This window comes from Pseudomonas sp. P1_C12 (assembly GCF_056406435.1).
The window spans coordinates 327,237-352,882 of sequence record NZ_JBFUAE010000002.1 but is presented as its reverse complement, the minus strand read 5'-3'; the positions used below and the strand labels follow the sequence as shown (position 1 = coordinate 352,882).

At 61.1% G+C, this 25,646-nt stretch carries 26 protein-coding genes; all 26 read left to right on the top strand.

The window, feature by feature from the left end; genetic code table 11:
- Positions 1-3: 3 nt before the first annotated feature.
- Entirely contained in the window at positions 4-300 is a 297-nt protein-coding gene (gene fliT / locus AC1D19_RS04630) for a flagellar protein FliT (RefSeq protein ID WP_015096255.1), read from the top strand.
- A 172-nt stretch (positions 301-472) separates the two neighbouring features.
- The gene (locus tag AC1D19_RS04625) at positions 473-1,948 is read left to right on the top strand and encodes a sigma-54 dependent transcriptional regulator (RefSeq protein WP_477762522.1); all 1,476 of its coding nucleotides are present in this window, start codon (positions 473-475) and stop codon (positions 1,946-1,948) included.
- Positions 1,949-2,075: 127 nt separating this feature from the next.
- Positions 2,076-3,269, top strand: coding sequence for a sensor histidine kinase (locus AC1D19_RS04620; protein WP_477762610.1), 1,194 nt, complete (start codon positions 2,076-2,078; stop codon positions 3,267-3,269).
- A gap of 5 nt (positions 3,270-3,274) precedes the next feature.
- Entirely contained in the window at positions 3,275-4,660 is a 1,386-nt protein-coding gene (locus tag AC1D19_RS04615) for a sigma-54-dependent transcriptional regulator (protein ID WP_477762521.1), read from the top strand.
- Positions 4,661-4,858: 198 nt separating this feature from the next.
- The gene (gene fliE, locus AC1D19_RS04610) at positions 4,859-5,185 is read left to right on the top strand and encodes a flagellar hook-basal body complex protein FliE (protein WP_008021337.1); all 327 of its coding nucleotides are present in this window, start codon (positions 4,859-4,861) and stop codon (positions 5,183-5,185) included.
- A gap of 16 nt (positions 5,186-5,201) precedes the next feature.
- Positions 5,202-6,989, top strand: coding sequence for a flagellar basal-body MS-ring/collar protein FliF (fliF, locus tag AC1D19_RS04605; protein WP_477762520.1), 1,788 nt, complete (start codon positions 5,202-5,204; stop codon positions 6,987-6,989).
- Complete coding sequence (gene fliG, locus AC1D19_RS04600) at positions 6,982-8,001, top strand: flagellar motor switch protein FliG (protein WP_007983391.1); 1,020 nt, start codon at positions 6,982-6,984, stop codon at positions 7,999-8,001. The genes fliF and fliG overlap by 8 nt, the downstream gene beginning before the upstream one ends.
- 4 nt (positions 8,002-8,005) lie before the next feature.
- Complete coding sequence (fliH, locus tag AC1D19_RS04595; protein ID WP_477762519.1) at positions 8,006-8,803, top strand: flagellar assembly protein FliH; 798 nt, start codon at positions 8,006-8,008, stop codon at positions 8,801-8,803.
- Complete coding sequence (fliI, locus tag AC1D19_RS04590; protein ID WP_223461365.1) at positions 8,793-10,151, top strand: flagellar protein export ATPase FliI; 1,359 nt, start codon at positions 8,793-8,795, stop codon at positions 10,149-10,151. The genes fliH and fliI overlap by 11 nt, the downstream gene beginning before the upstream one ends.
- A 6-nt stretch (positions 10,152-10,157) precedes the next feature.
- Positions 10,158-10,607 carry a flagellar export protein FliJ gene (fliJ, locus tag AC1D19_RS04585; RefSeq protein WP_477762518.1) on the top strand — a complete coding sequence of 150 codons (450 nt, stop codon included), beginning with the start codon at positions 10,158-10,160 and terminating at the stop codon, positions 10,605-10,607.
- 146 nt (positions 10,608-10,753) lie between these two features.
- A complete protein-coding gene (locus AC1D19_RS04580; protein ID WP_477762517.1) occupies positions 10,754-11,053 on the top strand; it encodes an STAS domain-containing protein in 300 nt (99 codons plus the stop codon).
- Between the two features lie 5 nt (positions 11,054-11,058).
- Complete coding sequence (locus AC1D19_RS04575) at positions 11,059-12,756, top strand: ATP-binding SpoIIE family protein phosphatase (RefSeq protein WP_477762516.1); 1,698 nt, start codon at positions 11,059-11,061, stop codon at positions 12,754-12,756.
- Positions 12,757-12,786: 30 nt separating this feature from the next.
- Positions 12,787-13,146 carry an Hpt domain-containing protein gene (locus AC1D19_RS04570; RefSeq protein WP_477762515.1) on the top strand — a complete coding sequence of 120 codons (360 nt, stop codon included), beginning with the start codon at positions 12,787-12,789 and terminating at the stop codon, positions 13,144-13,146.
- A gap of 100 nt (positions 13,147-13,246) precedes the next feature.
- Complete coding sequence (locus AC1D19_RS04565) at positions 13,247-14,617, top strand: flagellar hook-length control protein FliK (protein ID WP_477762514.1); 1,371 nt, start codon at positions 13,247-13,249, stop codon at positions 14,615-14,617.
- 213 nt (positions 14,618-14,830) lie between these two features.
- Complete coding sequence (fliL, locus tag AC1D19_RS04560; protein ID WP_477762513.1) at positions 14,831-15,334, top strand: flagellar basal body-associated protein FliL; 504 nt, start codon at positions 14,831-14,833, stop codon at positions 15,332-15,334.
- 9 nt (positions 15,335-15,343) lie between these two features.
- Positions 15,344-16,312: a flagellar motor switch protein FliM gene (gene fliM / locus AC1D19_RS04555; RefSeq protein ID WP_057398369.1), complete on the top strand. Its 969-nt coding sequence runs from the start codon at positions 15,344-15,346 to the stop codon at positions 16,310-16,312.
- A 66-nt stretch (positions 16,313-16,378) separates the two neighbouring features.
- Positions 16,379-16,825, top strand: a complete 447-nt coding sequence (gene fliN, locus AC1D19_RS04550; RefSeq protein WP_477752420.1) for a flagellar motor switch protein FliN — start codon at positions 16,379-16,381, stop codon at positions 16,823-16,825.
- Positions 16,826-17,281, top strand: a complete 456-nt coding sequence (fliO, locus tag AC1D19_RS04545; RefSeq protein ID WP_477762512.1) for a flagellar biosynthetic protein FliO — start codon at positions 16,826-16,828, stop codon at positions 17,279-17,281. It begins immediately after the preceding gene.
- Entirely contained in the window at positions 17,281-18,039 is a 759-nt protein-coding gene (gene fliP / locus AC1D19_RS04540; protein ID WP_429487482.1) for a flagellar type III secretion system pore protein FliP, read from the top strand. Before fliO ends, fliP begins: the two co-directional genes overlap by 1 nt.
- Positions 18,036-18,305, top strand: coding sequence for a flagellar biosynthesis protein FliQ (gene fliQ / locus AC1D19_RS04535; RefSeq protein WP_007983364.1), 270 nt, complete (start codon positions 18,036-18,038; stop codon positions 18,303-18,305). The genes fliP and fliQ overlap by 4 nt, the downstream gene beginning before the upstream one ends.
- A 3-nt stretch (positions 18,306-18,308) precedes the next feature.
- Positions 18,309-19,091: a flagellar biosynthetic protein FliR gene (gene fliR, locus AC1D19_RS04530; protein ID WP_108218653.1), complete on the top strand. Its 783-nt coding sequence runs from the start codon at positions 18,309-18,311 to the stop codon at positions 19,089-19,091.
- A gap of 3 nt (positions 19,092-19,094) precedes the next feature.
- The gene (gene flhB, locus AC1D19_RS04525) at positions 19,095-20,234 is read left to right on the top strand and encodes a flagellar biosynthesis protein FlhB (RefSeq protein WP_477752422.1); all 1,140 of its coding nucleotides are present in this window, start codon (positions 19,095-19,097) and stop codon (positions 20,232-20,234) included.
- A gap of 227 nt (positions 20,235-20,461) precedes the next feature.
- Entirely contained in the window at positions 20,462-22,591 is a 2,130-nt protein-coding gene (flhA, locus tag AC1D19_RS04520) for a flagellar biosynthesis protein FlhA (protein ID WP_477752423.1), read from the top strand.
- An 11-nt stretch (positions 22,592-22,602) separates the two neighbouring features.
- Entirely contained in the window at positions 22,603-23,931 is a 1,329-nt protein-coding gene (flhF, locus tag AC1D19_RS04515) for a flagellar biosynthesis protein FlhF (RefSeq protein ID WP_477762511.1), read from the top strand.
- A gap of 116 nt (positions 23,932-24,047) precedes the next feature.
- Positions 24,048-24,878 carry a flagellar synthesis regulator FleN gene (fleN, locus tag AC1D19_RS04510; RefSeq protein ID WP_008001746.1) on the top strand — a complete coding sequence of 277 codons (831 nt, stop codon included), beginning with the start codon at positions 24,048-24,050 and terminating at the stop codon, positions 24,876-24,878.
- The gene (gene fliA / locus AC1D19_RS04505; protein WP_223461391.1) at positions 24,875-25,615 is read left to right on the top strand and encodes an RNA polymerase sigma factor FliA; all 741 of its coding nucleotides are present in this window, start codon (positions 24,875-24,877) and stop codon (positions 25,613-25,615) included. Before fleN ends, fliA begins: the two co-directional genes overlap by 4 nt.
- Positions 25,616-25,646 lie beyond the last annotated feature (31 nt).

Below are 25,646 nucleotides of genomic sequence, written 5' to 3'. Positions count from 1 at the left end.
GCCATGAGTCTTGTATTGCAGCGAATAGAACAAACTCGCGAAGCGCTGGTCGGTGCTTTGGCCGAGCGCGACTGGGAGGCCATCGGTCAATTGGACCTGGATTGCCGTTCCTGCATGGAAGACGTCTTGAGCGAGGCTTCGCTGGACGAAGAAGTTCTGCGTAGCAATCTTGAGGAGTTGCTGTATGTCTACAAGCAGCTACTTGAGGTAGCGATGGGGGAGAGGCAGGCGATAGTCGATGAAATGTCTCAGATCCAGCAAGCGCGGAACGCGGCAAAGGTTTACCATCTGTTTGGTTAATTAACCCCAAGTTAATCCAGATATGTGCGCCATAAATTTGACTGTGCGCGGTTTTTTGACTTAACTAGTGGCTGGTTCCAGATTTCAGTCGTCTTCAGGCATAACATGTCTGCAAGCGTCTAGCTTGCCCCAGCATTTTGGGCATTGAGTTGACTAGGGAAGTTGCTATTGCATGTGGCGTGAAACCAAAATTCTGCTGATTGATGACGATAGCGTCCGCCGCCGCGACCTGGCGGTGATTTTGAATTTTCTCGGTGAAGAAAATTTACCCTGCGGTAGCCATGACTGGCAGCAGGCTGTCGGCTCTTTGTCGTCAAGTCGTGAAGTAATCTGTGTCCTCATCGGGACAGTCAATGCTCCTGGTTCACTTCTGGGCTTGTTAAAGACACTCTCGACATGGGATGAGTTCCTTCCGGTTTTGTTAATGGGCGATAATTCTTCCATTGACCTGCCGGAAGACCAGCGTCGGCGAGTGCTTTCGACCCTCGAAATGCCGCCCAGCTACAGCAAATTGCTCGATTCGCTGCACCGTGCCCAGGTCTATCGCGAGATGTACGACCAGGCCCGCGAGCGCGGTCGGCATCGCGAACCCAATCTTTTCCGCAGTCTTGTCGGCACCAGCCGGGCGATTCAACACGTCCGCCAGATGATGCAGCAAGTCGCCGATACCGATGCCAGCGTGCTGATCCTCGGTGAGTCCGGCACCGGCAAGGAAGTGGTTGCGCGCAATCTGCATTACCATTCCAAGCGCCGCGAAGCGCCGTTCGTGCCGGTCAACTGCGGGGCGATCCCGGCCGAGTTGCTGGAAAGCGAACTGTTCGGTCATGAGAAGGGCGCCTTTACCGGGGCGATCACCAGTCGCGCCGGTCGATTCGAACTGGCCAACGGCGGCACCCTGTTCCTCGATGAAATCGGCGACATGCCGCTGCCGATGCAGGTCAAGCTGCTACGCGTGTTGCAGGAGCGCACCTTCGAGCGCGTGGGCAGCAACAAGACCCAGAGCGTCGACGTGCGCATCATTGCGGCGACCCACAAGAATCTCGAAAGCATGATCGAGATCGGCACCTTCCGCGAAGACCTGTACTACCGCTTGAATGTGTTCCCGATCGAGATGGCGCCGCTGCGTGAGCGCGTCGAAGACATTCCGCTGCTGATGAACGAGTTGATCTCGCGCATGGAGCACGAGAAGCGCGGTTCGATCCGGTTCAACTCGGCGGCGATCATGTCGCTGTGCCGGCATGGCTGGCCGGGCAACGTCCGCGAACTGGCCAACCTGGTGGAGCGCATGGCAATCATGCATCCATACGGCGTGATCGGCGTGGTCGAGTTGCCGAAGAAATTCCGCTACGTCGACGATGAAGACGAGCAAATGGTCGACAGCCTGCGCAGCGATCTGGAAGAGCGCGTGGCCATCAACGGTCATACGCCGGACTTCACGGCCAACGCCATGTTGCCGCCGGAGGGTCTGGACCTGAAGGACTACCTCGGTGGTCTGGAGCAAGGCTTGATTCAGCAGGCGCTGGATGACGCCAATGGCATTGTGGCGCGCGCGGCCGAGCGGTTGCGTATCCGTCGTACCACGCTGGTGGAAAAGATGCGCAAGTACGGCATGAGCCGTCGTGATGGAGACGAACAGGCGGATGATTGACGCCTGTTTTTCAAGTCATTCATTTATAAGAAGTTTTTTTAGGCACGGGTATTGCTACGTCCCTCGCAACGTTCCGTTTCACTGACGGTCAGCCAAGCGAGAGAGCACAATGCCCCAAGCCGCCCAGATGTCTCCTGTCCCTGATGTTTCGCGGCAGCCGTCGTCCGTAGAGCAGGCGAGTCGGCAGGGCCTTGAGCAGGCATTCGCACTGTTCAATCAGATGTCCACTCAGTTGACTGATTCCTACAGCATGCTTGAAGCCCGGGTCACCGAGCTCAAGGGTGAACTGGCGGTGGTCAGTGCCCAGCGCATGCAGGAGCTGGCGGAAAAGGAACGCCTGGCCAACCGTCTGCAAAACCTCCTTGATCTGTTACCCGGCGGTGTCATCGTCATTGACGCCCAGGGCATCGTGCGCGAAGCCAATCCGGCGGCGAGCGAGCTGCTGGGCCTGCCGCTGGAAGGTGAATTGTGGCGCCACGTCATTGCCCGCTGTTTTGCGCCGCGCGAAGACGATGGTCATGAAGTCTCCCTCAAGGATGGTCGGCGTCTGTCGATCGCCACGCGCTCGCTGGACGCCGAGCCGGGCCAGTTGGTGCTGCTCAATGACCTGACCGAAACCCGCCATCTGCAGGATCAACTGGCCCGTCATGAGCGTCTGTCGTCGCTGGGGCGCATGGTCGCTTCGTTGGCTCATCAGATACGCACACCGTTGTCCGCCGCGCTGCTGTATGCCAGTCACTTGACCGAGCAAGAGCTGCCGGTCGCTACCCGGCAGCGCTTTGCCGGGCGTCTCAAGGAGCGCCTGCACGAACTGGAACACCAGGTGCGCGACATGTTGGTCTTCGCCCGTGGCGAGTTGCCGCTGACCGACCGCGTGACCCCCGGTCAACTGATGCAATCGTTGCAAGCGGCGGCGCTGACCCACGTGCAGGATCTGCCGATCCGCTGGCAGTGCGACAGTCACTCGGGGGAGTTGCTGTGCAATCGCGACACCCTGGTCGGTGCGATCCTCAATCTGATCGAGAACGCCATCCAGGCCAGTGCCGGTCAATTGCGCCTCAAGATTCACCTCTACACCCGCGGCAACAACCTGCGCCTGTGCGTCAGTGACAGTGGCAGCGGTATCGACGCCGCCGTTCTGGCGCGATTGGGCGAACCCTTTTTTACCACCAAGAGCACCGGTACAGGTCTTGGCCTGACCGTGGTCAAGGCCGTGGCGCGTGCTCATCGGGGCGAATTGCAGCTGCGCTCGCGGCTCGGTCGCGGCACCTGCGCGCAGGTCATCCTGCCGTTGTTCAGCAGCGCTCAAGGCGCGGAGTGACGCCGATGGGTATCAAGGTTCTGCTGGTCGAGGACGACCGCGCTTTGCGCGAGGCACTGGCTGATACGCTGCTGCTCGCGGGGCATGATTACAAGGCGGTGGGGTCGGCAGAGGAGGCGTTGCTTGCCGTCGGCGGCGAGGTCTTCAGCCTGGTGATCAGTGACGTCAATATGCCGGGCATGGACGGCCACCAGTTGCTTGGCATGCTGCGAGCGCGGCAGCCGCAGTTGCCGGTGTTGCTGATGACGGCTCACGGTGCGGTCGAGCGCGCGGTCGATGCGATGCGCCAGGGGGCGGCGGACTATCTGGTCAAGCCATTCGAGCCCAAGGCGTTGCTCGATCTGGTGGGGCGTCATGCCCTGGGCAGTCTCGGCCTGACCGAGGGCGAAGGGCCGGTAGCGTTCGAGCCGGCGAGCGCGCAGTTACTCGAGTTGGCGGCGCGGGTCGCACGCAGCGATTCCACGGTGTTGATCTCGGGCGAGTCGGGTACGGGCAAGGAAGTGCTGGCGCGTTATATTCATCAGCATTCTCATCGAGCCAATCAGCCGTTCATCGCGATCAACTGCGCAGCGATTCCGGACAACATGCTCGAAGCGACGTTGTTCGGTCACGAGAAGGGTTCCTTCACCGGCGCCATTGCCGCGCAAGCCGGCAAGTTCGAGCAGGCCGACGGCGGCACCATTTTGCTCGATGAAATTTCCGAAATGCCCCTGGGGCTCCAGGCCAAATTACTGCGTGTGCTGCAAGAGCGCGAGGTCGAAAGGGTTGGTGCGCGCAAACCGATCACGCTGGATATTCGCGTGGTCGCCACCACCAATCGCGACCTGGCGGGTGAAGTGGCGGCGGGGCGTTTCCGCGAGGACCTCTATTATCGCCTGTCGGTGTTTCCCCTGGCCTGGCGCCCGTTGCGCGAGCGTACCGCCGACATCCTGCCGCTGGCCGGGCGTCTGCTGGCCAGGCACGTCAATAAAATGAAGCATTCGCCTGCCAGGTTGTCGCCCGAAGCTCAGGCGTGCCTGATCGGTTATCCATGGCCGGGTAACGTTCGTGAGCTGGACAACGCGATTCAGCGTGCGCTGATTCTGCAGCAGGGTGGCTTGATCCAGCCGCAGGATTTCTGCCTCGCCGGGCCGGTGGCTTGCGCGCCACTGCGTGCGTTGGCGCAGGCGCCGGTACGCCCCGTGGAAGTCGAGTCCGAGTCGGTCGGTGCGCTGGGCGATGACCTGCGTCGCCGTGAATTCCAGATGATCATCGATACCTTGCGCGCCGAGCGCGGTCGTCGCAAAGAGGCGGCCGAGCGCCTGGGTATCAGCCCGCGAACCCTGCGCTACAAGCTGGCGCAGATGCGCGATGCCGGCATGGATGTGGAAGCGTATTTGTTCGCCACCTGATGCGTCATGCCGCAACGCAATCCCTGTAGGAGCTGGCTTGCCAGCGAATCGATGGTTGTAGTGACGCAGCCTTCGCTGGCAAGCCAGCTCCTACAGAGAATTGCGTGGAGTCCGGGAAGAGCTGGCACCCTTGTTGCTAACACCTCATTACCCGCCGAGTGAGTGTCAAAAAATTGCGGGTCGTCAAAGAGAGAGACCATGAGCCAAGGTATTGAATTCAATCGGTTGATGCTCGACATGCGCGCCATGCAAATGGATGCCATGTCTGCGCCGAAATCGACGGCCGTCCCTGAAGTGGCGGGCAGCAGCTTTTCCGACATGCTCGGCCAGGCCGTCAATAAAGTGAACGACACGCAACAGGCTTCCACTCAGTTGGCCAGCGCCTTCGAAATCGGCAAAAGCGGCGTCGACCTCACAGACGTGATGATTTCCTCGCAGAAGGCCAGTGTGTCATTCCAGGCATTGACCCAGGTGCGCAACAAGCTGGTTCAGGCTTACCAAGACATCATGCAGATGCCTGTTTAAAGGACGAGATTGAGTCATGGCAGAAGCAGTCGCCGATAACGTTCCGGCCAAGGCCACTCCAATAGACGGCAAGCCGCCGCTGTTCGGGTTGTCCTTCCTGGAAAACCTCTCCGAGATGACCATGTTGCGTCAGGTGGGCCTGTTGGTCGGCCTGGCGGCGAGCGTGGCGATTGGTTTTGCCGTGGTGTTGTGGTCCCAGCAACCGGACTACCGGCCTCTGTACGGCAGCCTTGCCGGCATGGACGCCAAGCAGGTCATGGAAACCCTGGCCTCCGCCGATATCCCGTACACCGTCGAACCCAATTCCGGTGCCTTGCTGGTCAAGGCCGATGACCTGTCCCGCGCGCGGCTCAAGCTTGCGGCCGCTGGTGTCACTCCCAGCGATGGCAATATCGGTTTTGAAATCCTCGACAAGGAGCAGGGACTGGGCACCAGCCAGTTCATGGAAGCGACCCGCTATCGTCGCGGCCTCGAAGGCGAACTGGCCCGGACCATTTCCAGCCTGAACAACGTCAAGGGTGCCCGCGTGCACCTGGCGATCCCGAAAAGTTCGGTGTTCGTACGCGACGAGCGCAAGCCGAGCGCTTCGGTTCTGGTTGAGCTCTATTCCGGTCGCTCCCTCGAACCCGGCCAGGTCGTGGCCATCATCAACCTGGTGGCGACCAGCGTTCCCGAACTCAGCAAGTCGCAGATCACCGTCGTCGACCAGAAGGGCACGCTGCTCTCGGATCAGGCGGAAAACTCCGAACTGACCATGGCCGGCAAGCAATTCGACTACAGCCGTCGCATGGAAAGCATGCTCACCCAGCGCGTGCACAACATTCTGCAGCCTGTGCTGGGCAACGACCGTTACAAGGCCGAAGTCTCGGCCGACGTGGATTTCAGTGCGGTCGAGTCGACTTCCGAGCAATTCAACCCGGATCAACCGGCGTTGCGCAGCGAGCAGTCGGTCAACGAGCAGCGTACCGCCAGCAACGGCCCGCAAGGTGTGCCGGGTGCCTTGAGCAACCAGCCGCCGTCGCCGGCCTCCGCTCCGCAAACCACCGGTGGTGCCACCGCGTCGGCCGGCATGGTGCAGCCAGGCCAGCCGCTGATCGACGCCAACGGCCAGCAAATCATGGACCCGGCCACCGGTCAGCCAATGCTCGCACCGTACCCGGCGGACAAGCGTTCACAATCGACCAGGAACTTCGAACTCGACCGTTCCATCAGCCACACCAAGCAGCAGCAGGGCCGATTGAATCGCCTGTCGGTGTCGGTGGTGGTCGATGATCAGGTCAAGATCAATCCGGCCAACGGCGAAACCACCCGTGCGCCCTGGAGCGCCGATGAATTGGCGCGCTTCACTCGCCTGGTGCAGGACGCGGTCGGCTTCGATGCCAGCCGTGGTGACAGCGTCAGCGTGATCAACATGCCGTTCTCCGCCGAGCGCGGTGAAGTGATTACCGATATTGCGTTCTATTCCCAGCCGTGGTTCTGGGACATCGTCAAGCAAGTGCTGGGTGTGCTGTTCATTCTGGTGCTGGTGTTCGGTGTGCTGCGTCCGGTGCTCAACAACATCACCGGGGGCGGCAAGGGCAAGCAGCTGGCCGGTATCGGCAGCGACGTCGAGTTGGGCGGCATGGGCGGTCTGGATGGCGAGTTGGCCAACGACCGTGTCAGCCTCGGCGGTCCGCAAAGCATCCTGCTGCCGAGCCCGAGCGAAGGCTATGACGCTCAGTTGAACGCAATCAAGAGTCTGGTGGCAGAAGATCCGGGTCGTGTGGCCCAGGTCGTGAAAGAGTGGATTAACGCAGATGAGTGATAACCGAGCCGTTGCCGCCAAACTGTCCAAGGTCGACAAGGCCGCAATCCTGTTGTTGTCCCTGGGCTCCACCGACGCTGCCCAGGTGCTGCGCCACATGGGCCCCAAAGAGGTTCAGCGCGTGGGCGTGGCCATGGCCCAGATGGGTAATGTGCACCGCGAGCAGGTCGAGCAGGTGATGAGCGAGTTCGTCGATATCGTCGGCGACCAGACCAGCCTGGGCGTCGGCTCCGACGACTATGTGCGCAAGATGCTCACCCAGGCCCTGGGCGAAGACAAGGCCAACGGCCTGATCGATCGCATCCTGCTCGGTGGCAACACCAGCGGCCTCGACAGCCTGAAGTGGATGGAGCCGCGCGCCGTCGCCGACGTGATCCGTTATGAGCACCCGCAGATACAGGCAATCGTGGTGGCGTACCTCGATCCGGACCAGGCCGGTGAAGTGCTCGGCAACTTCGACCACAAGGTGCGACTGGACATCATTCTGCGGGTTTCCTCGCTGAACACCGTACAGCCAGCGGCCCTGAAGGAACTCAACCAGATTCTCGAGAAGCAGTTCTCCGGCAACTCGAACGCCTCGCGCACCACCCTGGGTGGCATCAAGCGCGCAGCGGACATCATGAACTTCCTCGACAGCTCCATTGAAGGCCAGCTCATGGACTCGATCCGCGAAGTCGACGAAGACCTGTCCGGCCAGATCGAAGACCTCATGTTCGTCTTCAACAACCTGGCCGATGTCGACGACCGCGGGATCCAGGCGCTGCTCCGCGAGGTGTCCTCCGACGTGCTGGTGCTGGCCCTCAAGGGGTCGGACGAAGGCGTCAAGGAGAAGATCTTCAAGAACATGTCCAAGCGTGCGGCCGAACTGTTGCGCGACGATCTGGAAGCCAAGGGCCCGGTGCGCGTCAGCGACGTGGAAACCGCGCAGAAGGAAATCCTCACCATCGCCCGCCGTATGGCCGAAGCCGGAGAAATCGTTCTCGGCGGCAAGGGCGGCGAGGAAATGATCTAACACCATGGTCAAGAATGATGATGCACCCACTGACCTGATCCGGGCCAGGGATGTCGGTGGCTTCGAGTCCTGGGCGCTGCCCAGTTTCGACCCGCCGGAACCCGAGCCGGAACCAACGCCGGAACCCGAACCGCCGGAAATGGAGGAAGTGCCGCTGGAGGAAGTCCAGCCGCTGACCCTCGAAGAGCTCGAAAGCATTCGCCAGGAAGCCTACAACGAAGGCTTTGCGGTGGGTGAGAAGGAAGGTTTCCACAGCACCACGCTCAAGGTCCGCCAGGAAGCCGAGGTGGTCCTGGCCGCCAAGATTGCAGCGCTGGAGCAATTGATGAGCCATCTGTTCGAGCCCATCGCCGAGCAGGACACCCAGATCGAAAAGTCCCTGGTCGACCTCGTGCAACACATCACCAGACAGGTGATCCAGCGCGAACTGGCCATCGACTCGACACAGATCGAACACGTGATGCGCGAGGCGCTCAAGCTGTTGCCGTTGGGCGTGGGCAATGTGCGGCTGTACATCAATCCGCAGGATTTCGAACAGGTCAAAGCCCTTCGCGAACGCCATGAAGAAACCTGGCGCATCGTCGAGGACGAGTCGTTGTTGCCCGGCGGTTGCCGGGTCGAGACAGAACACAGCCGCATCGACGCCACAGTCGAAACCCGCATTGCGCAGGTGATGGACAAGCTGTTCGACCAGTTGCACGAACAGTCCTTGCACCCGGCCGCACCGGACTTGAGCCTGGAACTGCCGGTCGACAGCAAGCCCGCTGCCGCGCCAGAAGCGGATGTGCCTGATGCGCCTTGAGCGCACCAGCTTCGCCAGGCGCCTGGGCAGTTACGCCGAGGCGACTACGCTTGCCGGCGCGCCGATCCTTGAGGGCCGCTTGCTGCGCATGGTCGGCCTGACCCTCGAAGCCGAAGGTCTGCGCGCCGCCATGGGCAGTCGCTGCATGGTCATCAACGACGACAGCTATCACCCCGTGCAGGTCGAAGCCGAAGTGATGGGTTTCTCCGGCAGTAAAGTCTTTCTGATGCCGGTCGGCAGCGTCGCTGGCATCGCACCCGGTGCCCGCGTAGTTCCCTTGTCCGATACCGGGCGTTTGCCGATGGGCATGAGCATGCTCGGGCGGGTGCTGGATGGCGCCGGCCGTGCACTGGACGGCAAGGGCGGGATGAAGGCCGAAGACTGGGTGCCAATGGATGGCCCGACCATCAACCCGCTCAAGCGCGAACCGATCAGTGAACCGCTGGACGTGGGCATCCGTTGCATCAACGGCATGTTGACGGTCGGGCGCGGCCAGCGGCTGGGCCTGTTTGCCGGTACCGGTGTCGGTAAATCGGTGTTGCTGGGGATGATGACGCGCTTCACCGAGGCCGACATCATCGTCGTCGGGCTGATCGGTGAGCGAGGCCGTGAAGTTAAAGAGTTCATCGAGCACATCCTCGGTGAAGAGGGGCTCAAGCGTTCAGTGGTGGTGGCGTCCCCGGCGGACGATGCGCCGCTGATGCGTCTGCGCGCGGCGATGTATTGCACGCGCATCGCCGAGTATTTCCGCGACAAGGGCAAGAATGTCCTGTTGCTGATGGACTCCCTGACCCGTTTTGCCCAGGCCCAACGGGAAATCGCCCTGGCCATCGGCGAGCCGCCAGCGACCAAGGGCTATCCGCCGTCGGTATTCGCCAAGCTGCCGAAACTGGTGGAGCGGGCCGGTAATGCGGAGAAGGGCGGTGGTTCGATCACCGCGTTCTACACCGTGCTGTCCGAAGGCGATGACCAACAGGACCCGATTGCCGACTCGGCACGGGGCGTGCTCGACGGGCACATCGTGCTGTCCCGGCGCCTGGCCGAGGAAGGGCATTACCCGGCCATTGATATCGAGGCGTCCATCAGCCGGGTGATGCCGGCGGTGGTGTCGCCGGAACACATGGCCCGTGCGCAGTATTTCAAGCAGTTGTGGTCGCGTTATCAGCAGAGCCGCGACCTGATCAGCGTCGGTGCCTACGTCGCTGGCGGTGACCGCGAGACCGATCTGGCGATTTCCTTGCAGCCGCAATTGGTCAAATACCTGCGTCAGGGTCTCAACGACAGCATCAGCCTGGGTGAAAGCGAAGCGTATCTCGCCTCGATCTTCGCGCCCGCGGCGGGCGGTTAAGCGATCATGGCCCTGAGTCGGGCAGGAAGGCTGGCGCCGGTGGTGGAAATGGCCGAAAAGGCCGAGAAAACCGCGGTCCAGCGCCTGGGGCACTTTCAGGGGCAAGTGCGTTTGGCACAAAGCAAACTCGCCGACCTTGAAGCCTTCCGTCTCGACTATCAGGAACAATGGATCGTACGCGGCAGCGGCGGCGTCTCGGGCCAATGGCTGCTGGGCTATCAGGGCTTTCTCGCGCAATTGGGCACGGCCATCGACCAGCAGCGGCAAAGCCTGGCCTGGCATCAGAACAACCTGAACAAGGCTCGGGAAACCTGGCAGCAGGCGTTTGCCCGGGTCGAAGGTTTGCGCAAATTGGTCGAACGCTATGCCGATGAGGCGCGACGGCTGGAGGACAAGCGCGAGCAGAAGCTGCTGGATGAGTTGTCCCAGCGCTTGCCGCGTCAGGATCCGTATTAGAAGATCGCAGCCTGCGGCAGCTCCTACAGGGGATTGCATTCTCATGTAGGAGCTGCCGCAGGCTGCGATCTTTTGATCTTGCTCCTATTCCCACCAAGTGCTAAACCTTCTACACGTACGTTCTCCAAAGACAAGGAAGCCATTGAATGCCAGTCGTTGCCGAAGTGTCCCCTGATGGGCAAAAGTTGACGATATCAGTCAAAGGACGATTCGATTTCGCCAAGCATCAGGAGTTTCGTGAGTCCTACGAAGATAAACAGCTATCGGCGGTTGTGGTCGACCTGAAAGAGGCCACTTACCTCGACAGCTCTGCGTTGGGCATGCTGCTGTTGCTGCGCGATCACGCCGGCGGCGACGACTCCGATGTGCGCGTCGTCAACAGCAATACCGACGTGCGCAAAATCCTCGCCATCTCCAACTTCGACAAGCTGTTCGACATCAGTTGATTGCCATGCAGCCGCTGAAGATCCTGATTGCCGAGGACAGCGCCGCCGATCGCCTGTTGCTGTCGAGCATCCTGCGCCGCCTGGGGCACGATGTGCTGACTGCGGCCAACGGTGCCGAAGCGGTCGACACGTTTCGCCAGCAGCAACCACACCTGGTATTGATGGACGCGATGATGCCGGTGATGGACGGCTTCGAGGCGGCCCGGCAAATCAAGGCCCTGGCCGGGGAAACCCTGGTGCCGATCATCTTCCTCACCTCGTTGTCCGAAAGCGAAGCCCTGGCCCGTTGCCTGGAAGTCGGCGGTGACGACTTTCTGGCGAAGCCGTACAACCAGGTGATTCTCGCCGCCAAGATCAAGGCGATGGATCGCTTGCGGCGCTTGCAGGACACCGTGCTGCAACAGCGTGACCAGATTGCCCGGCACCACGACTACCTGCTCAACGAACAGCGCGTGGCCAAGGCCGTTTTCGACAAGGTGGCGCACTCCGGCTGCCTGAATGCCGCTGCGAATATCCGTTATCTGCAATCGCCCTATGCGCTGTTCAACGGCGATCTGTTGCTGGCCGCGTTCACCCCGGCCGGCGACATGCACGTGCTGCTGGGCGACTTTACCGGCCACGGTCTGCCGGCGGCGGTGGGCGCCATGCCCCTGGCCGAAGTCTTCTACGGAATGACCGCCAAGGGCTATGGCCTGGCGGAAACCCTGCGCGAGATGAATGCCAAGCTCAAGCGCATTCTGCCGGTGGACATGTTCTGCTGTGCCACGTTGCTGTGCCTGAGTTTTCAGCGTCGTTCAGTGGAGGTCTGGAACGGCGGCATGCCCGACGGTTATCTGCATTGCATTGCCAGTGGCGAGCGAACGCCTCTGTCGGCGCGGCACCTGCCTTTGGGGGTGCTGAGTCCGGAGTCCTTCGATGAGCGTACCGAGGTGTTTCCCATGGTGCTCGGGGATCGCGTGTTTCTCCTGTCTGATGGGGTGATCGACACCTGCGACGCCAATGATCAGTTGTTTGGCGTGCAGCGATTGCAGCAGGTGTTCGCCGCCAATCGCCAGCCGGATGTGCTGTTCGAAGAGATCGAGCATGCGCTGCGACAGTTTGGCGGTGAAGCGCGCGACGATGTCAGCATGGTCGAAATCAGCCTGCTGGAGCCGGCGCAGATCACGCCGCCGGCGTTGGTCTACTCCGACAGCGGCCAGTCGTGCCCGCTGGACTGGTCGGTGAGTTTCGAGTTTCGCGCCGCCACACTGAAGCGTTTCAACCCCTTGCCCTATCTGTTGCAATTGCTGCTTGAGGTGCATGGTCTGCGGGGCCAGAGCGGTGCGCTCTACAGTGTGCTGGCGGAACTCTATTCCAATGCGCTGGAGCATGGCGTGCTGGGGCTGGACTCGAGCCTCAAGCGCGATGCATCGGGTTTTGCGCGTTATTATCAGCAGCGTAATACCCGTCTGGACGAACTCCAGGAAGGCTATGTACGGTTGCATTTGCAGGTGACGCCAACAGACGACGGCGGTTGCCTGACCATTCACATCGAAGACAGCGGCAAGGGTTTCGATGTCGAGCGGGTGATGAAAAGACCTGTGGATGACATCCGCCTGTCGGGACGTGGAGTCAGTCTGATCCGCCAGTTGGGGCGTAATGCCCGCTGGACCGACGATGGTCGAAGTGCACGTGTGGAGTTTATCTGGAAGGCTGCGCAGTAATCCGCGCATTCTTGATCAAGGAGTGAGCAAATGAACGACAAAAACGACAAACATGTGGATCGCGGCGTGCTGAGTGCATTGCAGGAAGTGATGGAAGAGGGCTATGCGGATTTGCTGGATATCTTTCTTGCGGACTCCGAAGAGCGCATTAACGTCTTGCGAACGACTGACAGTACTGCACTGCTCGTTGCAACCGCCCATAGCTTCAAGGGCAGCAGCAGCAATATGGGTGCAGTCAGGCTGACCGAGCTCTGCCATCAACTTGAACAGCGGGCCAAAGATTTGCCATGTGCCGCCGTTCAGGAACTGGTCGGCGAAATCGACCGCGAATTCGCCGCTATCCGGCCTCTGTACGAAGCTGAACGACAGCGTTGCCCAGCGAAAATCTGAGCATGCGCTGCATTTTGTCTCCTTCGAGTGAAACTGGCTCGACCTTTGCACTTAACTCGTCCAACTGTACTTACGAGCCCCGTGCAGCGGAGACTGTTTCATGCCCGTTACCCCCAATATTCTGCTTCAGGCCTCCAGGCAGGCCAAGATTCAAGCGGCCTGCGCCAATCCTCCGGCGCTGACCGCTGAGCCTGGGGACAAGGCCGCAAGCTTCGCTCATGTCTATGCCAATCAGGCCCAGAACAAGCCCAATGCGTCGGCGGATGCCTCGGTCAAGCCGAGTCGCGAAAAAAGCTCCGATGTCGCAGGAGAAAAAGACGCTGGCGACGACAAGTCTGCCGCCGGGGAGCCGGTGGTTGCCGATGGCGGCAAATCCTTGCCTTCCGATACGCCGGTGCAGGCTGACGACAAGACCGCCGACAATGAGGCGTCAGATGTCGACCGTGCTCCGGTCGTCGATACCGCACCGCTCGATCCGGCGCTTGATCCCTCACTGCTGCAAGTCATACAGCCAGTAGCGCCTGCGCCTGCGTCGGCACCGACAACGCCTGCCGTGGCCGATGCGGCGCAGCCAGCGGCTGAAGCGCCGGTTGCGGCGGCGATCATGGCGACAAACGCTCCAGCGCCGACCGGCACTGACGGCGATTTCGATCCCGAGACCGATCCGCTCGACGCCTTGCCAGCGGTGCGCCTGGCAATGGAGCAGAGCGGTCACGTATCGGCTTCCAGCCAGGCGCAGCCCAAGACTGCACCGACACAGACTCAAGCCCAGACTGACGGTGAGCTGACATCGGCGCAAAACTTTGCCGCCGGCATGGCGACCCTGCTGGATGTTCAGGCCGACAAGAACAGCACCGGTCAAGGCGACGACAAGGCTTTCAGCGGGTTGCTCGATGACGGCCTGAAGGATCTCAAGTCCGCCAGCAGCGACACCCGTGTCGATGATTTCGCCAACCGTCTGGCCGCGCTGACCCAGGCGGCCACACCGAAGACCGCCAATGCCTTGCCGGTGAACCAGCCGATCGCCATGCATCAGAGCGGGTGGACCGAAGAGGTGGTGAACCGGGTCATGTACCTGTCCAGCGCTAATCTCAAGGCGGCGGACATCCAGTTGCAGCCCGCTGAACTCGGGCGTCTGGACATTCGGGTGAACATGGTTCCCGATCAACAGACCCAGGTTACGTTCATGAGTGCGCATCCGGGTGTCCGTGAGGCGCTGGATGGCCAGGTCCATCGCTTGCGCGATATGTTCGCGCAACAGGGCATGGGGCAGGTCGATGTCAACGTTTCGGACCAGTCCCGTGGTTCGCAGCAAGGGCAGGAACAGGCCCGGCAAAGCCAGAGCGGGCGGACCAATGCCAGCGGCGGTCGCCTCGATTCAATGGATGACGACGTGGCCCCGGGCGTCGCTGAAGTGGCTGCCAATACCACCCGCGTGATCGGCTCCAGTGTGGTCGATTACTACGCCTGATCAAAGCCATCACTCCAATCGTTCCCATGGCATGGGAACGAACCCTCTGTAGGAGCGAGCCTGCTCGCGATGGAGTTAAACGATGACGAGGGCCATCTGAATAAACGCGGCGCTCTCACGTCTTTCGCGAGCAGGCTCGCTCCTACATGGCATAACACTTGCTCTTGCCTTGCCGTGCGACTGTGAAAACCCGAATAGTGACGGATTATTGGCATGGCGAAGAGCGACGCAGCAGTAAAAGACCCCGCAACCAAAGGCAAACTCAAGCTGATTATCGTGATCGTGGTGGCCCTGCTGCTGGCGATCGGTGTGTCCGTGGGGGCGACCTGGTACTTCATGCACAGCGCTCAGAGCAAGCCTGCCGCCGCCGTGGTGGAAACCGTTGCCATCGGCAAACAGCCAGCGATTTTCGAGTCGATGGCGCCGGCTTTCGTCGCCAACTTCAACCAGAACGGTCGCCAGCGCTACATGCAAGTGAGCATCACCATGCTCGCGCGCAACCAGGCAGACCTGGATGCGCTCAAGGTCCACATGCCGGTGATCCGCAATAACCTGGTCATGCTGTTTTCCGGGCAGGACTTCGCGACCCTCGCCTCGCCGGTCGGACAGGAAATGCTGCGGCAGAAAGCCACCGCCAGCGTCCAGGAAGTGGCGCAGAAAGAGCTCGGCAAAGTGGTGATCGAACAGTTGCTTTTCACTAATTTCGTACTGCAGTAGGAACACGACATGGCCGTGCAGGACCTGCTGTCCCAGGATGAGATCGACGCGCTGTTGCATGGCGTCGACGATGGTCTGGTACAGACCGAAAACGCTGCCGAACCCGGCACCGTCAAAAGCTATGACCTGACCAGCCAGGATCGCATCGTCCGTGGACGCATGCCGACCCTGGAAATGATCAACGAGCGTTTTGCCCGCTATACCCGCATCAGCATGTTCAACATGCTGCGTCGCTCGGCGGACGTGGCGGTCGGCGGCGTGCAGGTGATGAAGTTCGGCGAATACGTGCACTCGCTGTATGTGCCGACCAGTCTCAACCTGGTCAAGATCAAACCCCTGCGCGGCACCGCGCTGTTCATCCTCGACGCCAAGCTGGTGTTCAAGCTGGTGGACAACTTCTTCGGCGGTGACGGCCGGCACGCCAAGATCGAAGGGCGTGAATTCACCCCGACCGAACTGCGTGTGGTGCGCATGGTGCTGGAGCAGGCGTTCGTCGATTTGAAGGAAGCCTGGCAGGCGATCATGGAAGTCAACTTCGAGTACATCAACTCGGAAGTGAACCCGGCCATGGCCAACATCGTCGGCCCGAGCGAGGCCATTGTGGTGTCGACCTTCCACATCGAACTCGATGGCGGTGGCGGCGACCTGCACGTGACCATGCCGTACTCGATGATCGAGCCGGTGCGCGAAATGCTCGACGCCGGCTTCCAGTCGGACCTCGACGACCAGGACGAGCGCTGGGTCAACGCCCTGCGCCAGGACGTGCTGGACGTCGACGTGCCGATCGGTGCCACGGTGGCCCGTCGTCAGTTGCGCCTGCGCGACATCCTGCACATGCAACCGGGGGATGTGATCCCGGTCGAGATGCCGGAAGAAATGATCATGCGCGCCAACGGCGTGCCGGCCTTCAAGGTCAAGATGGGCTCGCACAAGGGCAACCTGGCGTTGCAAGTGATCGAGCCGATCGAGCGCCGTTGACCGGCGCTCGTACCCATTCGCGATTAACCGAATTCTGAATTTTTGTTCGCCGAGGACACTGACAATATGAACATGCAGGACGATCAGGCACTGGCCGATGAATGGGCTGCGGCCCTGGAAGAAACCGGCGATGCCGGGCAGGCCGACATCGACGCTTTGCTGGCCGCTGACTCCGGCAGCTCCGCGTCCAACCGCCTGCCAATGGAAGAGTTCGGCAGCGTGCCGAAAAACAACGACCCGGTCAGCCTCGAAGGCCCGAACCTGGACGTGATCCTCGATATCCCGGTGTCGATTTCCATGGAAGTGGGCAGCACCGACATCAACATCCGCAACCTGCTGCAACTGAACCAGGGTTCGGTGATCGAGCTCGATCGCCTGGCTGGCGAGCCGCTGGACGTGCTGGTCAACGGCACGCTCATCGCCCACGGCGAAGTGGTGGTGGTCAACGAGAAGTTCGGCATCCGCCTGACGGACGTGATCAGCCCAAGCGAACGCATCAAGAAGCTGCGCTGAGTGAAAAAGGTTCTGGGAGCTTTGCTGGGATCGCTGCTGGCGATGCCGTTCAGCGTGCTGGCGGCCGAACCGGTCGCAACGGCGACCACGGCTGCTGCGCCGGCGGTGAGCAGTGGTGTGGCTGGGCAACTGACGCAACTGGTGTTCGGCTTGCTGCTGGTGCTGGGGCTGATCTTTCTCCTCGCCTGGTTGCTGCGTCGGGTCCAGCAGGCCGGTCCGGCCGGCAAGGGGCAGGTGATCGAGATTGTCGGCTCCCGCGCGCTGGGGCCGCGCGACCGGCTGATGCTGGTGCAGGTCGGCAACGAGCAGATTCTGCTCGGCCTGAGCCCAGGCAACATTGCTGCGCTGCATGTGCTCAAGGAGCCGGTGCAAGTGCCGAGTACCGAGAAGCCGACGCCGGAATTTGCCCAGCGCCTGTTGGAGATGCTGGGTAAAGATCAGAAGGATAAGAAGTAATGGGTGCGCTACGCATCGTCTTGACGCTGGCCCTGATGCTGGCCGCGCCACTGGCATTCGGCGCCGATCCGCTGTCGATCCCGGCCATCACCCTGGGCACCAATGCGCAGGGGGCGCAGGAGTACTCGGTCAGCCTGCAAATCCTGCTGATCATGACCGCGCTGAGCTTTATCCCGGCGTTTGTCATGCTGATGACCAGTTTCACCCGGATCATCATTGTCTTCTCGATCCTGCGCCAGGCCCTGGGCTTGCAGCAGACACCGTCGAATCAGATCCTTACCGGCATGGCGCTGTTCCTGACCCTGTTCATCATGGCGCCAGTATTCGACCGGGTGAACCAGGACGCCTTGCAGCCGTATCTGGCGGAAAAACTGACGGCCCAGGATGCGGTCGCCAAGGCGCAGGTGCCGATCAAGAACTTCATGCTCGCCCAGACCCGCACCAGCGATCTGGAGCTGTTCATGCGCCTGTCCAAGCGCACTGACATCGCGACGCCGGATCAGGCGCCGCTGACCATCCTGGTACCGGCCTTCGTGACCTCCGAGCTGAAAACGGCGTTCCAGATCGGCTTCATGATCTTCATTCCGTTCCTGATCATCGACCTGGTCGTGGCCAGTGTGTTGATGGCCATGGGGATGATGATGCTCTCGCCGCTGATCATTTCCCTGCCGTTCAAGATCATGTTGTTCGTGCTGGTGGATGGCTGGGCGCTGATCATCGGCACGCTGGCCAGCAGCTTCGGCGGTGTCTCGCCATGACGCCAGAAGTCGCAGTCGACATCTTTCGCGAAGCACTGTGGCTGACCACCATGATGGTGGCGATCCTGGTGATTCCAAGTTTGCTGGTGGGCTTGCTGGTGGCGATGTTCCAGGCAGCCACCCAGATCAACGAACAGACCCTGAGCTTCCTGCCGCGCCTGCTGGTGATGCTGGTGACGCTGATCGTCGGCGGTCCATGGATGGTGCAGACCTTCATGGATTACATCCTGCAGTTGTACGGCAGCATTCCTCAGGTCATCGGCTAAACCATGTCACTGCTTGCGCTGACCGATACGCAGATCAGCACTTGGGTGGCGACGTTCATGTTGCCGCTGTTTCGCGTCGGCTCCTTGCTGATGGTCATGCCGGTGTTCGGCACGACCTTGCTGCCGCGGCGCATTCGCCTGTATTTCGCCTTGGCCATTACCGTGGTCATCGCGCCGGGCCTGCCGCCGATGCCGCCGGTGAATGCCCTGGATCTGAGCGGGCTGTTGCTGATTGCCGAGCAGATTCTCATCGGTGCGGTGATGGGCTTCTCCTTGCAGCTGTTCTTTCAGGCCTTTGTGGTGGCCGGGCAGATCGTCGCCATCCAGATGGGCATGGGCTTCGCCTCCATGATCGACCCGGCCAACGGCGTATCGACGGCGGTGATCGGGCAGTTTTTCACCATGCTGGTGACGCTGCTGTTCCTGTCCATGAACGGTCATCTGGTGGTGTTCGAGATCCTCACCGAGAGTTTCACCACGTTGCCGGTGGGTGGCGGCTTGATGGTCAATCACTACTGGGAACTGGCCGGCAAGCTCGGCTGGGTGCTCGGTTCGGCGTTGTTGCTGGTGCTGCCGGCGATCACCGCGCTGCTGGTGGTCAACATCGCGTTTGGCGTCATGACCCGGGCGGCGCCGCAACTCAATATTTTCTCGGTCGGCTTCCCGCTGATCCTGGTGCTTGGGCTGTTCATCGTCTGGGTCGGGCTGGCGGACATTCTCAACCAGTATCAACCGCTGGCCTCCGAGGCCTTGCAGTTATTACGCGAAATGGCGCGGGCGAGCTGAGTCATGGCTGAGAGCGAAAGCGGTCAGGACAAAACAGAAGACCCCACGGAGAAGCGCAAGCAGGACTCCCGTGAAAAGGGTGAGGTAGCCCGGTCCAAGGAACTCAACACCCTGGCGATCATGCTGGTCGGTGCCTCGGCGCTGCTGATTTTTGGCGGCGCCATGGCGCAGGACATGATGGAGCTGATGCGCATCAATTTCTCGCTGCCGCGGGAAGTGATTCTGGATCAGCGCTCCATGGCCACCTACCTGATGCGCTCGGGGCAAATTGCCCTGTGGTCGATCCAGCCCGTGATGATCACCTTGGTGCTGGCCGCCATCATCGGTCCGATTTCCCTGGGTGGCTGGCTGTTCGCGGCGAGTTCCATGGCGCCCAAATTCAGCCGCTTGAACCCCGGTCCCGGCCTCAAGCGCATGTTCTCGACCAAGTCGCTGATCGAACTGCTCAAGGCTTTGGCCAAGTTCATCATCATCCTGTTCGTGGCGCTGGCGGTGTTGTCATCGGACATCGATGACCTGCTGCGCATCGCCCATGAGCCCTTGGACAGGGCGATCATTCACAGCCTGCAAGTGGTGGGCTGGAGCACCTTGTGGATGGCGTGCGGGCTGATCCTGATCGCTGTGGTGGATGTGCCGGTGCAGCTCTGGGAAAGCCACAAGAAACTGCTGATGACCAAGCAGGAAGTGCGTGACGAGCACAAGGATCAAGAGGGGCGGCCGGAGGTCAAGCAGCGGATTCGACAGCTGCAGCGCGAGATGTCCCAGCGCCGGATGATGGCCGCCATTCCCGAGGCTGACGTGGTCATCACCAACCCGACGCACTACGCCGTGGCCCTCAAGTACGACCCGGAAAAGGGTAATGCGCCGGTATTGCTGGCCAAGGGCAGCGACTTCCTGGCCCTGAAGATCCGTGAGATCGCGGCGGCCAACGAGATCCTGCTGCTGGAGTCGCCGGCGCTGGCGCGCTCGATCTACTACTCCACCGAGCTTGAGCAGGAAATTCCCGGCGGGCTGTACCTGGCGGTCGCGCAGGTGCTGGCTTACGTTTATCAGATTCGACAGTACCGGGCGGGCAAGGGCAAGCGACCGGATCCGCTCAAGGATGACCTGCCGATTCCGCCGGATCTGCGCCGCGATTCCTGATTTCGCGTTGTCTCTGCCGACCTCTTCGCTGGCAAGCCAGCTCCTACAGGTTTGGCGATAACCCTGTAGGAGCTGGCTTGCCAGCGAAGAGGCCCGTCCAGGCAATCGAATTGCGCAATGAAACTCTCTATCCCAATCCCTTGCAAAAGTTGGAAAGCTTCTTGCAGTAGCCGCTCTGCGCCTGCTTCGGGCGTCAAAAGTTTGCTTTAAAGGAACGGGGAAAATCGGTGGATCGCTCTCAGTTAATCAACAGTGCCCGCAGCAACATTGCCGACCTCAGTCGAGGCAATCTGGGCGTGCCGCTGTTGTTGCTGGTCATGCTGGCGATGATGATGTTGCCGGTGCCGCCGTTCCTGCTGGACGTGTTCTTCACCTTCAACATTGCCCTGTCCATCGTCGTGCTGCTGGTGTGCGTCTACGCCTTGCGGCCGCTGGATTTCGCGGTGTTCCCGACCATTCTGCTGGTGGCGACGCTGTTGCGCCTGGCGTTGAACGTGGCCTCCACGCGGGTGGTGATGCTCCACGGTCAGGACGGTCATGCGGCGGCCGGCAAGGTGATCCAGGCGTTCGGCGAGGTGGTGATCGGCGGTAACTACGTGGTCGGTATCGTGGTCTTCGCGATCTTGATGATCATCAACTTCGTCGTGGTGACCAAGGGCGCGGGGCGGATTTCCGAGGTGAGCGCGCGTTTCACCCTCGATGCGATGCCCGGCAAGCAAATGGCGATCGACGCCGACCTCAACGCCGGCCTGATCGATCAGGCCCAGGCCAAAGCCCGCCGTTCGGAAGTGGCCCAGGAAGCCGAGTTCTACGGCTCCATGGACGGTGCCAGCAAATTCGTCCGTGGTGACGCCATCGCCGGCCTGTTGATCCTGTTCATCAACCTGATCGGCGGCATGGCGGTCGGTATCTTCCAGCACAACATGAACTTCGCCGACGCCGGCAAGGTGTATGCGCTGTTGACCATCGGTGACGGTTTGGTGGCGCAATTGCCATCACTGCTGTTATCGACAGCCGCCGCGATCATGGTGACCCGTGCTTCCGGTTCGGAAGACATGGGCAAGCAAATCAATCGCCAGATGTTCGCCTCGCCCAAGGCGCTGGCGGTGGCGGCAGGCTTGATGGCGGTCATGGGCCTGGTGCCCGGCATGCCGCACTTCTCGTTCCTGAGCATGGCGGCCCTGGCGGCCGGTGGCGCTTACCTGTTCTGGAAAAAGCAGAACGTCGCCAAGGTGCAGGCCCTGCAAGAGGTCAAGCGCCAGCAGGAGTTGCTGCCGTCGCCTGCCCGCGCCCAGGAAACCAAGGAGCTTGGCTGGGATGACGTGACGCCCATCGACATGATCGGCCTTGAAGTGGGTTATCGCCTGATTCCGCTGGTGGACCGCAACCAGGGTGGCCAGTTGCTTGCGCGGATCAAGGGGGTGCGCAAGAAGCTGTCCCAGGACCTGGGCTTCCTGATGCCGACCGTGCATATCCGCGACAACCTCGACCTGGCGCCCAGTGCCTATCGCCTGACCCTCATGGGGGTAATCCTGGCCGAAGCAGAGATTTACCCGGATCGCGAACTGGCGATCAACCCGGGACAGGTCTACGGCACGCTCAACGGCATTACCGCCAAAGATCCGGCTTTCGGTCTGGAGGCGGTCTGGATTGAAATCAGCCAGCGCGCCCAGGCGCAATCCCTCGGTTATACGGTGGTCGATGCCAGTACCGTAGTGGCTACCCACTTGAACCAGATTCTCTACAAGCATTCCAGTGAACTGATCGGTCACGAAGAAGTGCAGCAGCTCATGCAATTGCTGGGCAAAAGCTCGCCGAAACTGGCCGAGGAGCTGGTGCCGGGCGTGGTTTCGCTGTCGCAGCTGCTCAAGGTGCTGCAAGCGCTGTTGGCCGAACAAGTGCCGGTGCGCGATATCCGCAGCATTGCCGAGGCCATCGCCAACAATGCCGCCAAGAGTCAAGATACCGCCGCGCTGGTGGCTGCCGTGCGTGTTGGCGTATCCCGTGCAATCGTGCAAAGCATTGTAGGCACTGAGTCGGAGCTGCCAGTCATCACGCTGGAGCCAAGGTTGGAACAGATATTGCTCAATAGTCTGCAAAAGGCCGGGCAAGGCTCGGAAGAGGGCGTTCTGCTGGAGCCAAGCATGGCTGAGAAGCTGCAACGTTCGTTGATCGACGCAGCGCAGCGCCAGGAGATGCAAGGTCAGCCGGTGATTCTGCTGGTGGCCGGTCCGGTTCGCGCGATGCTCTCGCGATTCGGCCGGCTCGCAGTCCCGGGTTTGCACGTGTTGGCTTACCAGGAAATCCCTGACAACAAGCAAGTGACCATCGTTGCGACAGTAGGGCCCAACGGCTGAGGTAGTGGTTTATGCAAGTTAAGCGTTTTTTCGCCGCCGATATGCGTCAGGCCATGAAGCTGGTTCGCGATGAGCTGGGCGCTGATGCCGCCATCATTGGCAACCGCCGGATCGCCGGGGGTGTCGAGCTGACGGCAGCGCTGGATTACAAGTTGTCGGCGCTGGCGCCGCGGGTTCCGAACATGGAACTCGAAGACGAGCTGCGCAAGACTCAGTCGCGGATCGTCACTGCCCAGGCCGAACTGAGCCTGCGTGGCGTCGGCGAGAGCGATAATGCGACCAATCGCCAGTTGTTCGCCGGCTTGCCGCTCACCGCAGCCGAGCCGTTGATCGAGCCGACCTACGCCGAACCCCGTCGCCCCGCACCGGCCGCTGCACCAGCCTCCACTGGCGTGGACCCGCGCGCGTTCGACTCGATGCGTTTCGAACTCAACAGCCTGCGCGAACTCATGGAAGTCCAGCTGGGCTCCCTGGCCTGGAATCAGCTGCAGGGCAGCCGTCCGGACCAGGCCAACCTCTGGCGTCGCCTGCAACGCATTGGCCTGTCAGGCCCGCTGTCGCGCGACCTGTTGGCGCTGATCAGCGAAATCGAAGAACCTCGTCAGGCCTGGCGCATGTTGCTGGCGCACCTGGCGCGCATGATCGTTACCCCCGAAGTCGAGCCGCTGGAGGAGGGCGGTGTGATCGCCATGGTCGGCCCTGCCGGCATGGGCAAGACCACCACCCTGGCCAAGCTGGCGGCCCGTTACGTGCTCAAGTACGGCGCGCAGAACATTGCGCTGGTGAGCATGGACAGCTTCCGCATCGGTGCCCAGGAGCAGCTCAAGACCCTGGGGCGCATTCTCAATGTGTCGGTGACCCACGTCGATCCGGGCCAGTCCCTGGTGCAGGCGCTGGAACCCTTGCTGCGCAAGCGCGTGGTGCTGATCGATACCGCCGGCCTGCAGGCCAGCGATCCGGCCCTGCGCATGCAACTCGAAAGCCTGGCCGGTCGCGGCATTCGCTCAAAAAATTATCTGGTCCTGGCAACCACCAGCCAGAAACAGGTTCTAACCGCCGCCTATCATAGTTACAAGCGTTGCGGGCTCGCGGGCTGCATCCTGACTAAACTGGATGAAACGGCTAGTCTGGGCGAGGTGTTGAGCCTGGCCGTCAGTCATGAGCTGCCGGTGGCCTACCTGACCGATGGCCCGCGGATTCCGGATGATCTCCATCTGCCGCGCCGTCATCAGTTGGTCAGTCGCGCCGTCAGCGTGCAAATGCAGGAAGAACCCAGCGAAGAAGCCATGGCTGACATGTTCGCTGATATTTACCACAGCCAAACCAAGCAGGTTGGCTAAGGTAGTAATGAACAGTTTTTGTACCTACATCGATGGTCTGCCATGCATTGTTCCGTTTGTGAACGCGCAGCCAGTAATGTGGCCTCCGTCTATGCAAGACAAGGTAAAGAAATAACATGGGCAGCATGCATCCCGTACAGGTGATCGCGGTGACCGGCGGCAAAGGTGGCGTCGGGAAAACTAATGTGTCAGTGAACTTGTCCCTGGCTCTGGCTGAGCTTGGCCGGCGCGTCATGCTGTTGGACGCCGACCTGGGGCTGGCGAACGTCGACGTTCTGCTGGGCCTGACACCCAAACGTACCCTGGCCGACGTGATCGAGGGCCGCTGCGAACTGCGCGATGTACTGCTGCAGGGACCCGGCGGCATCCGTATCGTTCCGGCCGCATCCGGCACTCAGAGCATGGTGCATCTGAGCCCCGCGCAACACGCCGGCCTGATCCAGGCCTTCAGCGATATCGGCGACAACCTCGACGTATTGGTGATCGATACCGCGGCGGGCATTGGTGACTCGGTAGTCAGTTTCGTTCGCGCAGCCCAGGAAGTGCTGCTGGTGGTGTGCGACGAGCCGACCTCGATCACTGACGCCTACGCATTGATCAAATTGCTTAACCGTGACTACGGCATGAACCGCTTCCGCGTCCTGGCCAACATGGCCCAGAGCCCGCAGGAAGGGCGCAACCTGTTCGCCAAGTTGACCAAGGTCACGGATCGCTTCCTCGACGTCGCCCTGCAATACGTCGGCGCTGTGCCTTACGACGAAAGCGTGCGCAAGGCCGTGCAAAAGCAGCGCGCTGTCTACGAGGCGTTCCCGCGTTCCAAGTGCTCGCTGGCATTCAAGGCGATCGCACAGAAGGTCGATACCTGGCCGCTGCCTGCCAACCCGCGCGGGCACCTGGAGTTTTTCGTCGAGCGCCTCGTGCAGCAGACAGCAGGACCGGTTCTATGACAGCAAGCGGTTACAACCTCTACAAAAAATCGGCGCGTGATGCGCAGTACGAGCTGATCGAGCGTTACGCGCCGCTGGTTAAACGCATTGCCTACCACTTGTTGGCGCGCCTGCCGGCCAGTGTCCAGGTCGAAGACCTGATCCAGGCCGGGATGATCGGCCTGCTTGAGGTGTCGACCAAATATGACGCCAGCAAAGGCGCCAGTTTCGAGACGTACGCGGGCATTCGAATCCGCGGCGCCATGCTCGATGAGGTGCGCAAGGGGGACTGGGCGCCACGTTCGGTTCACCGCAATACGCGCATGGTCAGCGACGCCATTCGCTCGATTGAAGCGAAAACCGGCCGTGACGCTAAAGATCACGAAGTTGCGGCCGAACTCCAATTGAGTCTCGACGATTACTACGGGATTTTGAACGACACCCTGGGCAGCCGGCTGTTCAGTTTCGACGATCTGTTGCAGGACGGCGAACACGAAGGTCTGCACGAGGATGGCGCGAGTGCTCATATCGAGCCGTCACGCGATCTGGAAGATGAACGCTTCCAGGCTGCGCTGGCGGAGGCGATTGCCAATTTGCCGGAGCGTGAGCGACTGGTGTTGGCGCTGTACTACGACGAAGAGTTGAACCTCAAGGAAATCGGTGAGGTCCTGGGGGTCAGCGAATCTCGGGTCAGCCAGTTACACAGCCAGTGCGCGGCCCGTTTGCGGGGGCGTTTGGGGGAGTGGCGAGCGCGCTGAAGGCAGTGTGGGGGACACTGCGAACGAGGCC

Bases quoted from the DNA above. Each gene is read 5' to 3' on its own strand.
- fliT (WP_015096255.1), top strand. From the start codon at position 4: ATGAGTCTTGTATTGCAGCGAATAGAACAAACTCGCGAAGCGCTGGTC.
- AC1D19_RS04625 (WP_477762522.1), top strand. From the start codon at position 473: ATGTGGCGTGAAACCAAAATTCTGCTGATTGATGACGATAGCGTCCGC.
- AC1D19_RS04620 (WP_477762610.1), top strand. From the start codon at position 2,076: ATGTCTCCTGTCCCTGATGTTTCGCGGCAGCCGTCGTCCGTAGAGCAG.
- AC1D19_RS04615 (WP_477762521.1), top strand. From the start codon at position 3,275: ATGGGTATCAAGGTTCTGCTGGTCGAGGACGACCGCGCTTTGCGCGAG.
- fliE (WP_008021337.1), top strand. From the start codon at position 4,859: ATGAGCCAAGGTATTGAATTCAATCGGTTGATGCTCGACATGCGCGCC.
- fliF (WP_477762520.1), top strand. From the start codon at position 5,202: ATGGCAGAAGCAGTCGCCGATAACGTTCCGGCCAAGGCCACTCCAATA.
- fliG (WP_007983391.1), top strand. From the start codon at position 6,982: ATGAGTGATAACCGAGCCGTTGCCGCCAAACTGTCCAAGGTCGACAAG.
- fliH (WP_477762519.1), top strand. From the start codon at position 8,006: ATGGTCAAGAATGATGATGCACCCACTGACCTGATCCGGGCCAGGGAT.
- fliI (WP_223461365.1), top strand. From the start codon at position 8,793: ATGCGCCTTGAGCGCACCAGCTTCGCCAGGCGCCTGGGCAGTTACGCC.
- fliJ (WP_477762518.1), top strand. From the start codon at position 10,158: ATGGCCCTGAGTCGGGCAGGAAGGCTGGCGCCGGTGGTGGAAATGGCC.
- AC1D19_RS04580 (WP_477762517.1), top strand. From the start codon at position 10,754: ATGCCAGTCGTTGCCGAAGTGTCCCCTGATGGGCAAAAGTTGACGATA.
- AC1D19_RS04575 (WP_477762516.1), top strand. From the start codon at position 11,059: ATGCAGCCGCTGAAGATCCTGATTGCCGAGGACAGCGCCGCCGATCGC.
- AC1D19_RS04570 (WP_477762515.1), top strand. From the start codon at position 12,787: ATGAACGACAAAAACGACAAACATGTGGATCGCGGCGTGCTGAGTGCA.
- AC1D19_RS04565 (WP_477762514.1), top strand. From the start codon at position 13,247: ATGCCCGTTACCCCCAATATTCTGCTTCAGGCCTCCAGGCAGGCCAAG.
- fliL (WP_477762513.1), top strand. From the start codon at position 14,831: ATGGCGAAGAGCGACGCAGCAGTAAAAGACCCCGCAACCAAAGGCAAA.
- fliM (WP_057398369.1), top strand. From the start codon at position 15,344: ATGGCCGTGCAGGACCTGCTGTCCCAGGATGAGATCGACGCGCTGTTG.
- fliN (WP_477752420.1), top strand. From the start codon at position 16,379: ATGAACATGCAGGACGATCAGGCACTGGCCGATGAATGGGCTGCGGCC.
- fliP (WP_429487482.1), top strand. From the start codon at position 17,281: ATGGGTGCGCTACGCATCGTCTTGACGCTGGCCCTGATGCTGGCCGCG.
- fliQ (WP_007983364.1), top strand. From the start codon at position 18,036: ATGACGCCAGAAGTCGCAGTCGACATCTTTCGCGAAGCACTGTGGCTG.
- fliR (WP_108218653.1), top strand. From the start codon at position 18,309: ATGTCACTGCTTGCGCTGACCGATACGCAGATCAGCACTTGGGTGGCG.
- flhB (WP_477752422.1), top strand. From the start codon at position 19,095: ATGGCTGAGAGCGAAAGCGGTCAGGACAAAACAGAAGACCCCACGGAG.
- flhF (WP_477762511.1), top strand. From the start codon at position 22,603: ATGCAAGTTAAGCGTTTTTTCGCCGCCGATATGCGTCAGGCCATGAAG.
- fleN (WP_008001746.1), top strand. From the start codon at position 24,048: ATGGGCAGCATGCATCCCGTACAGGTGATCGCGGTGACCGGCGGCAAA.
- fliA (WP_223461391.1), top strand. From the start codon at position 24,875: ATGACAGCAAGCGGTTACAACCTCTACAAAAAATCGGCGCGTGATGCG.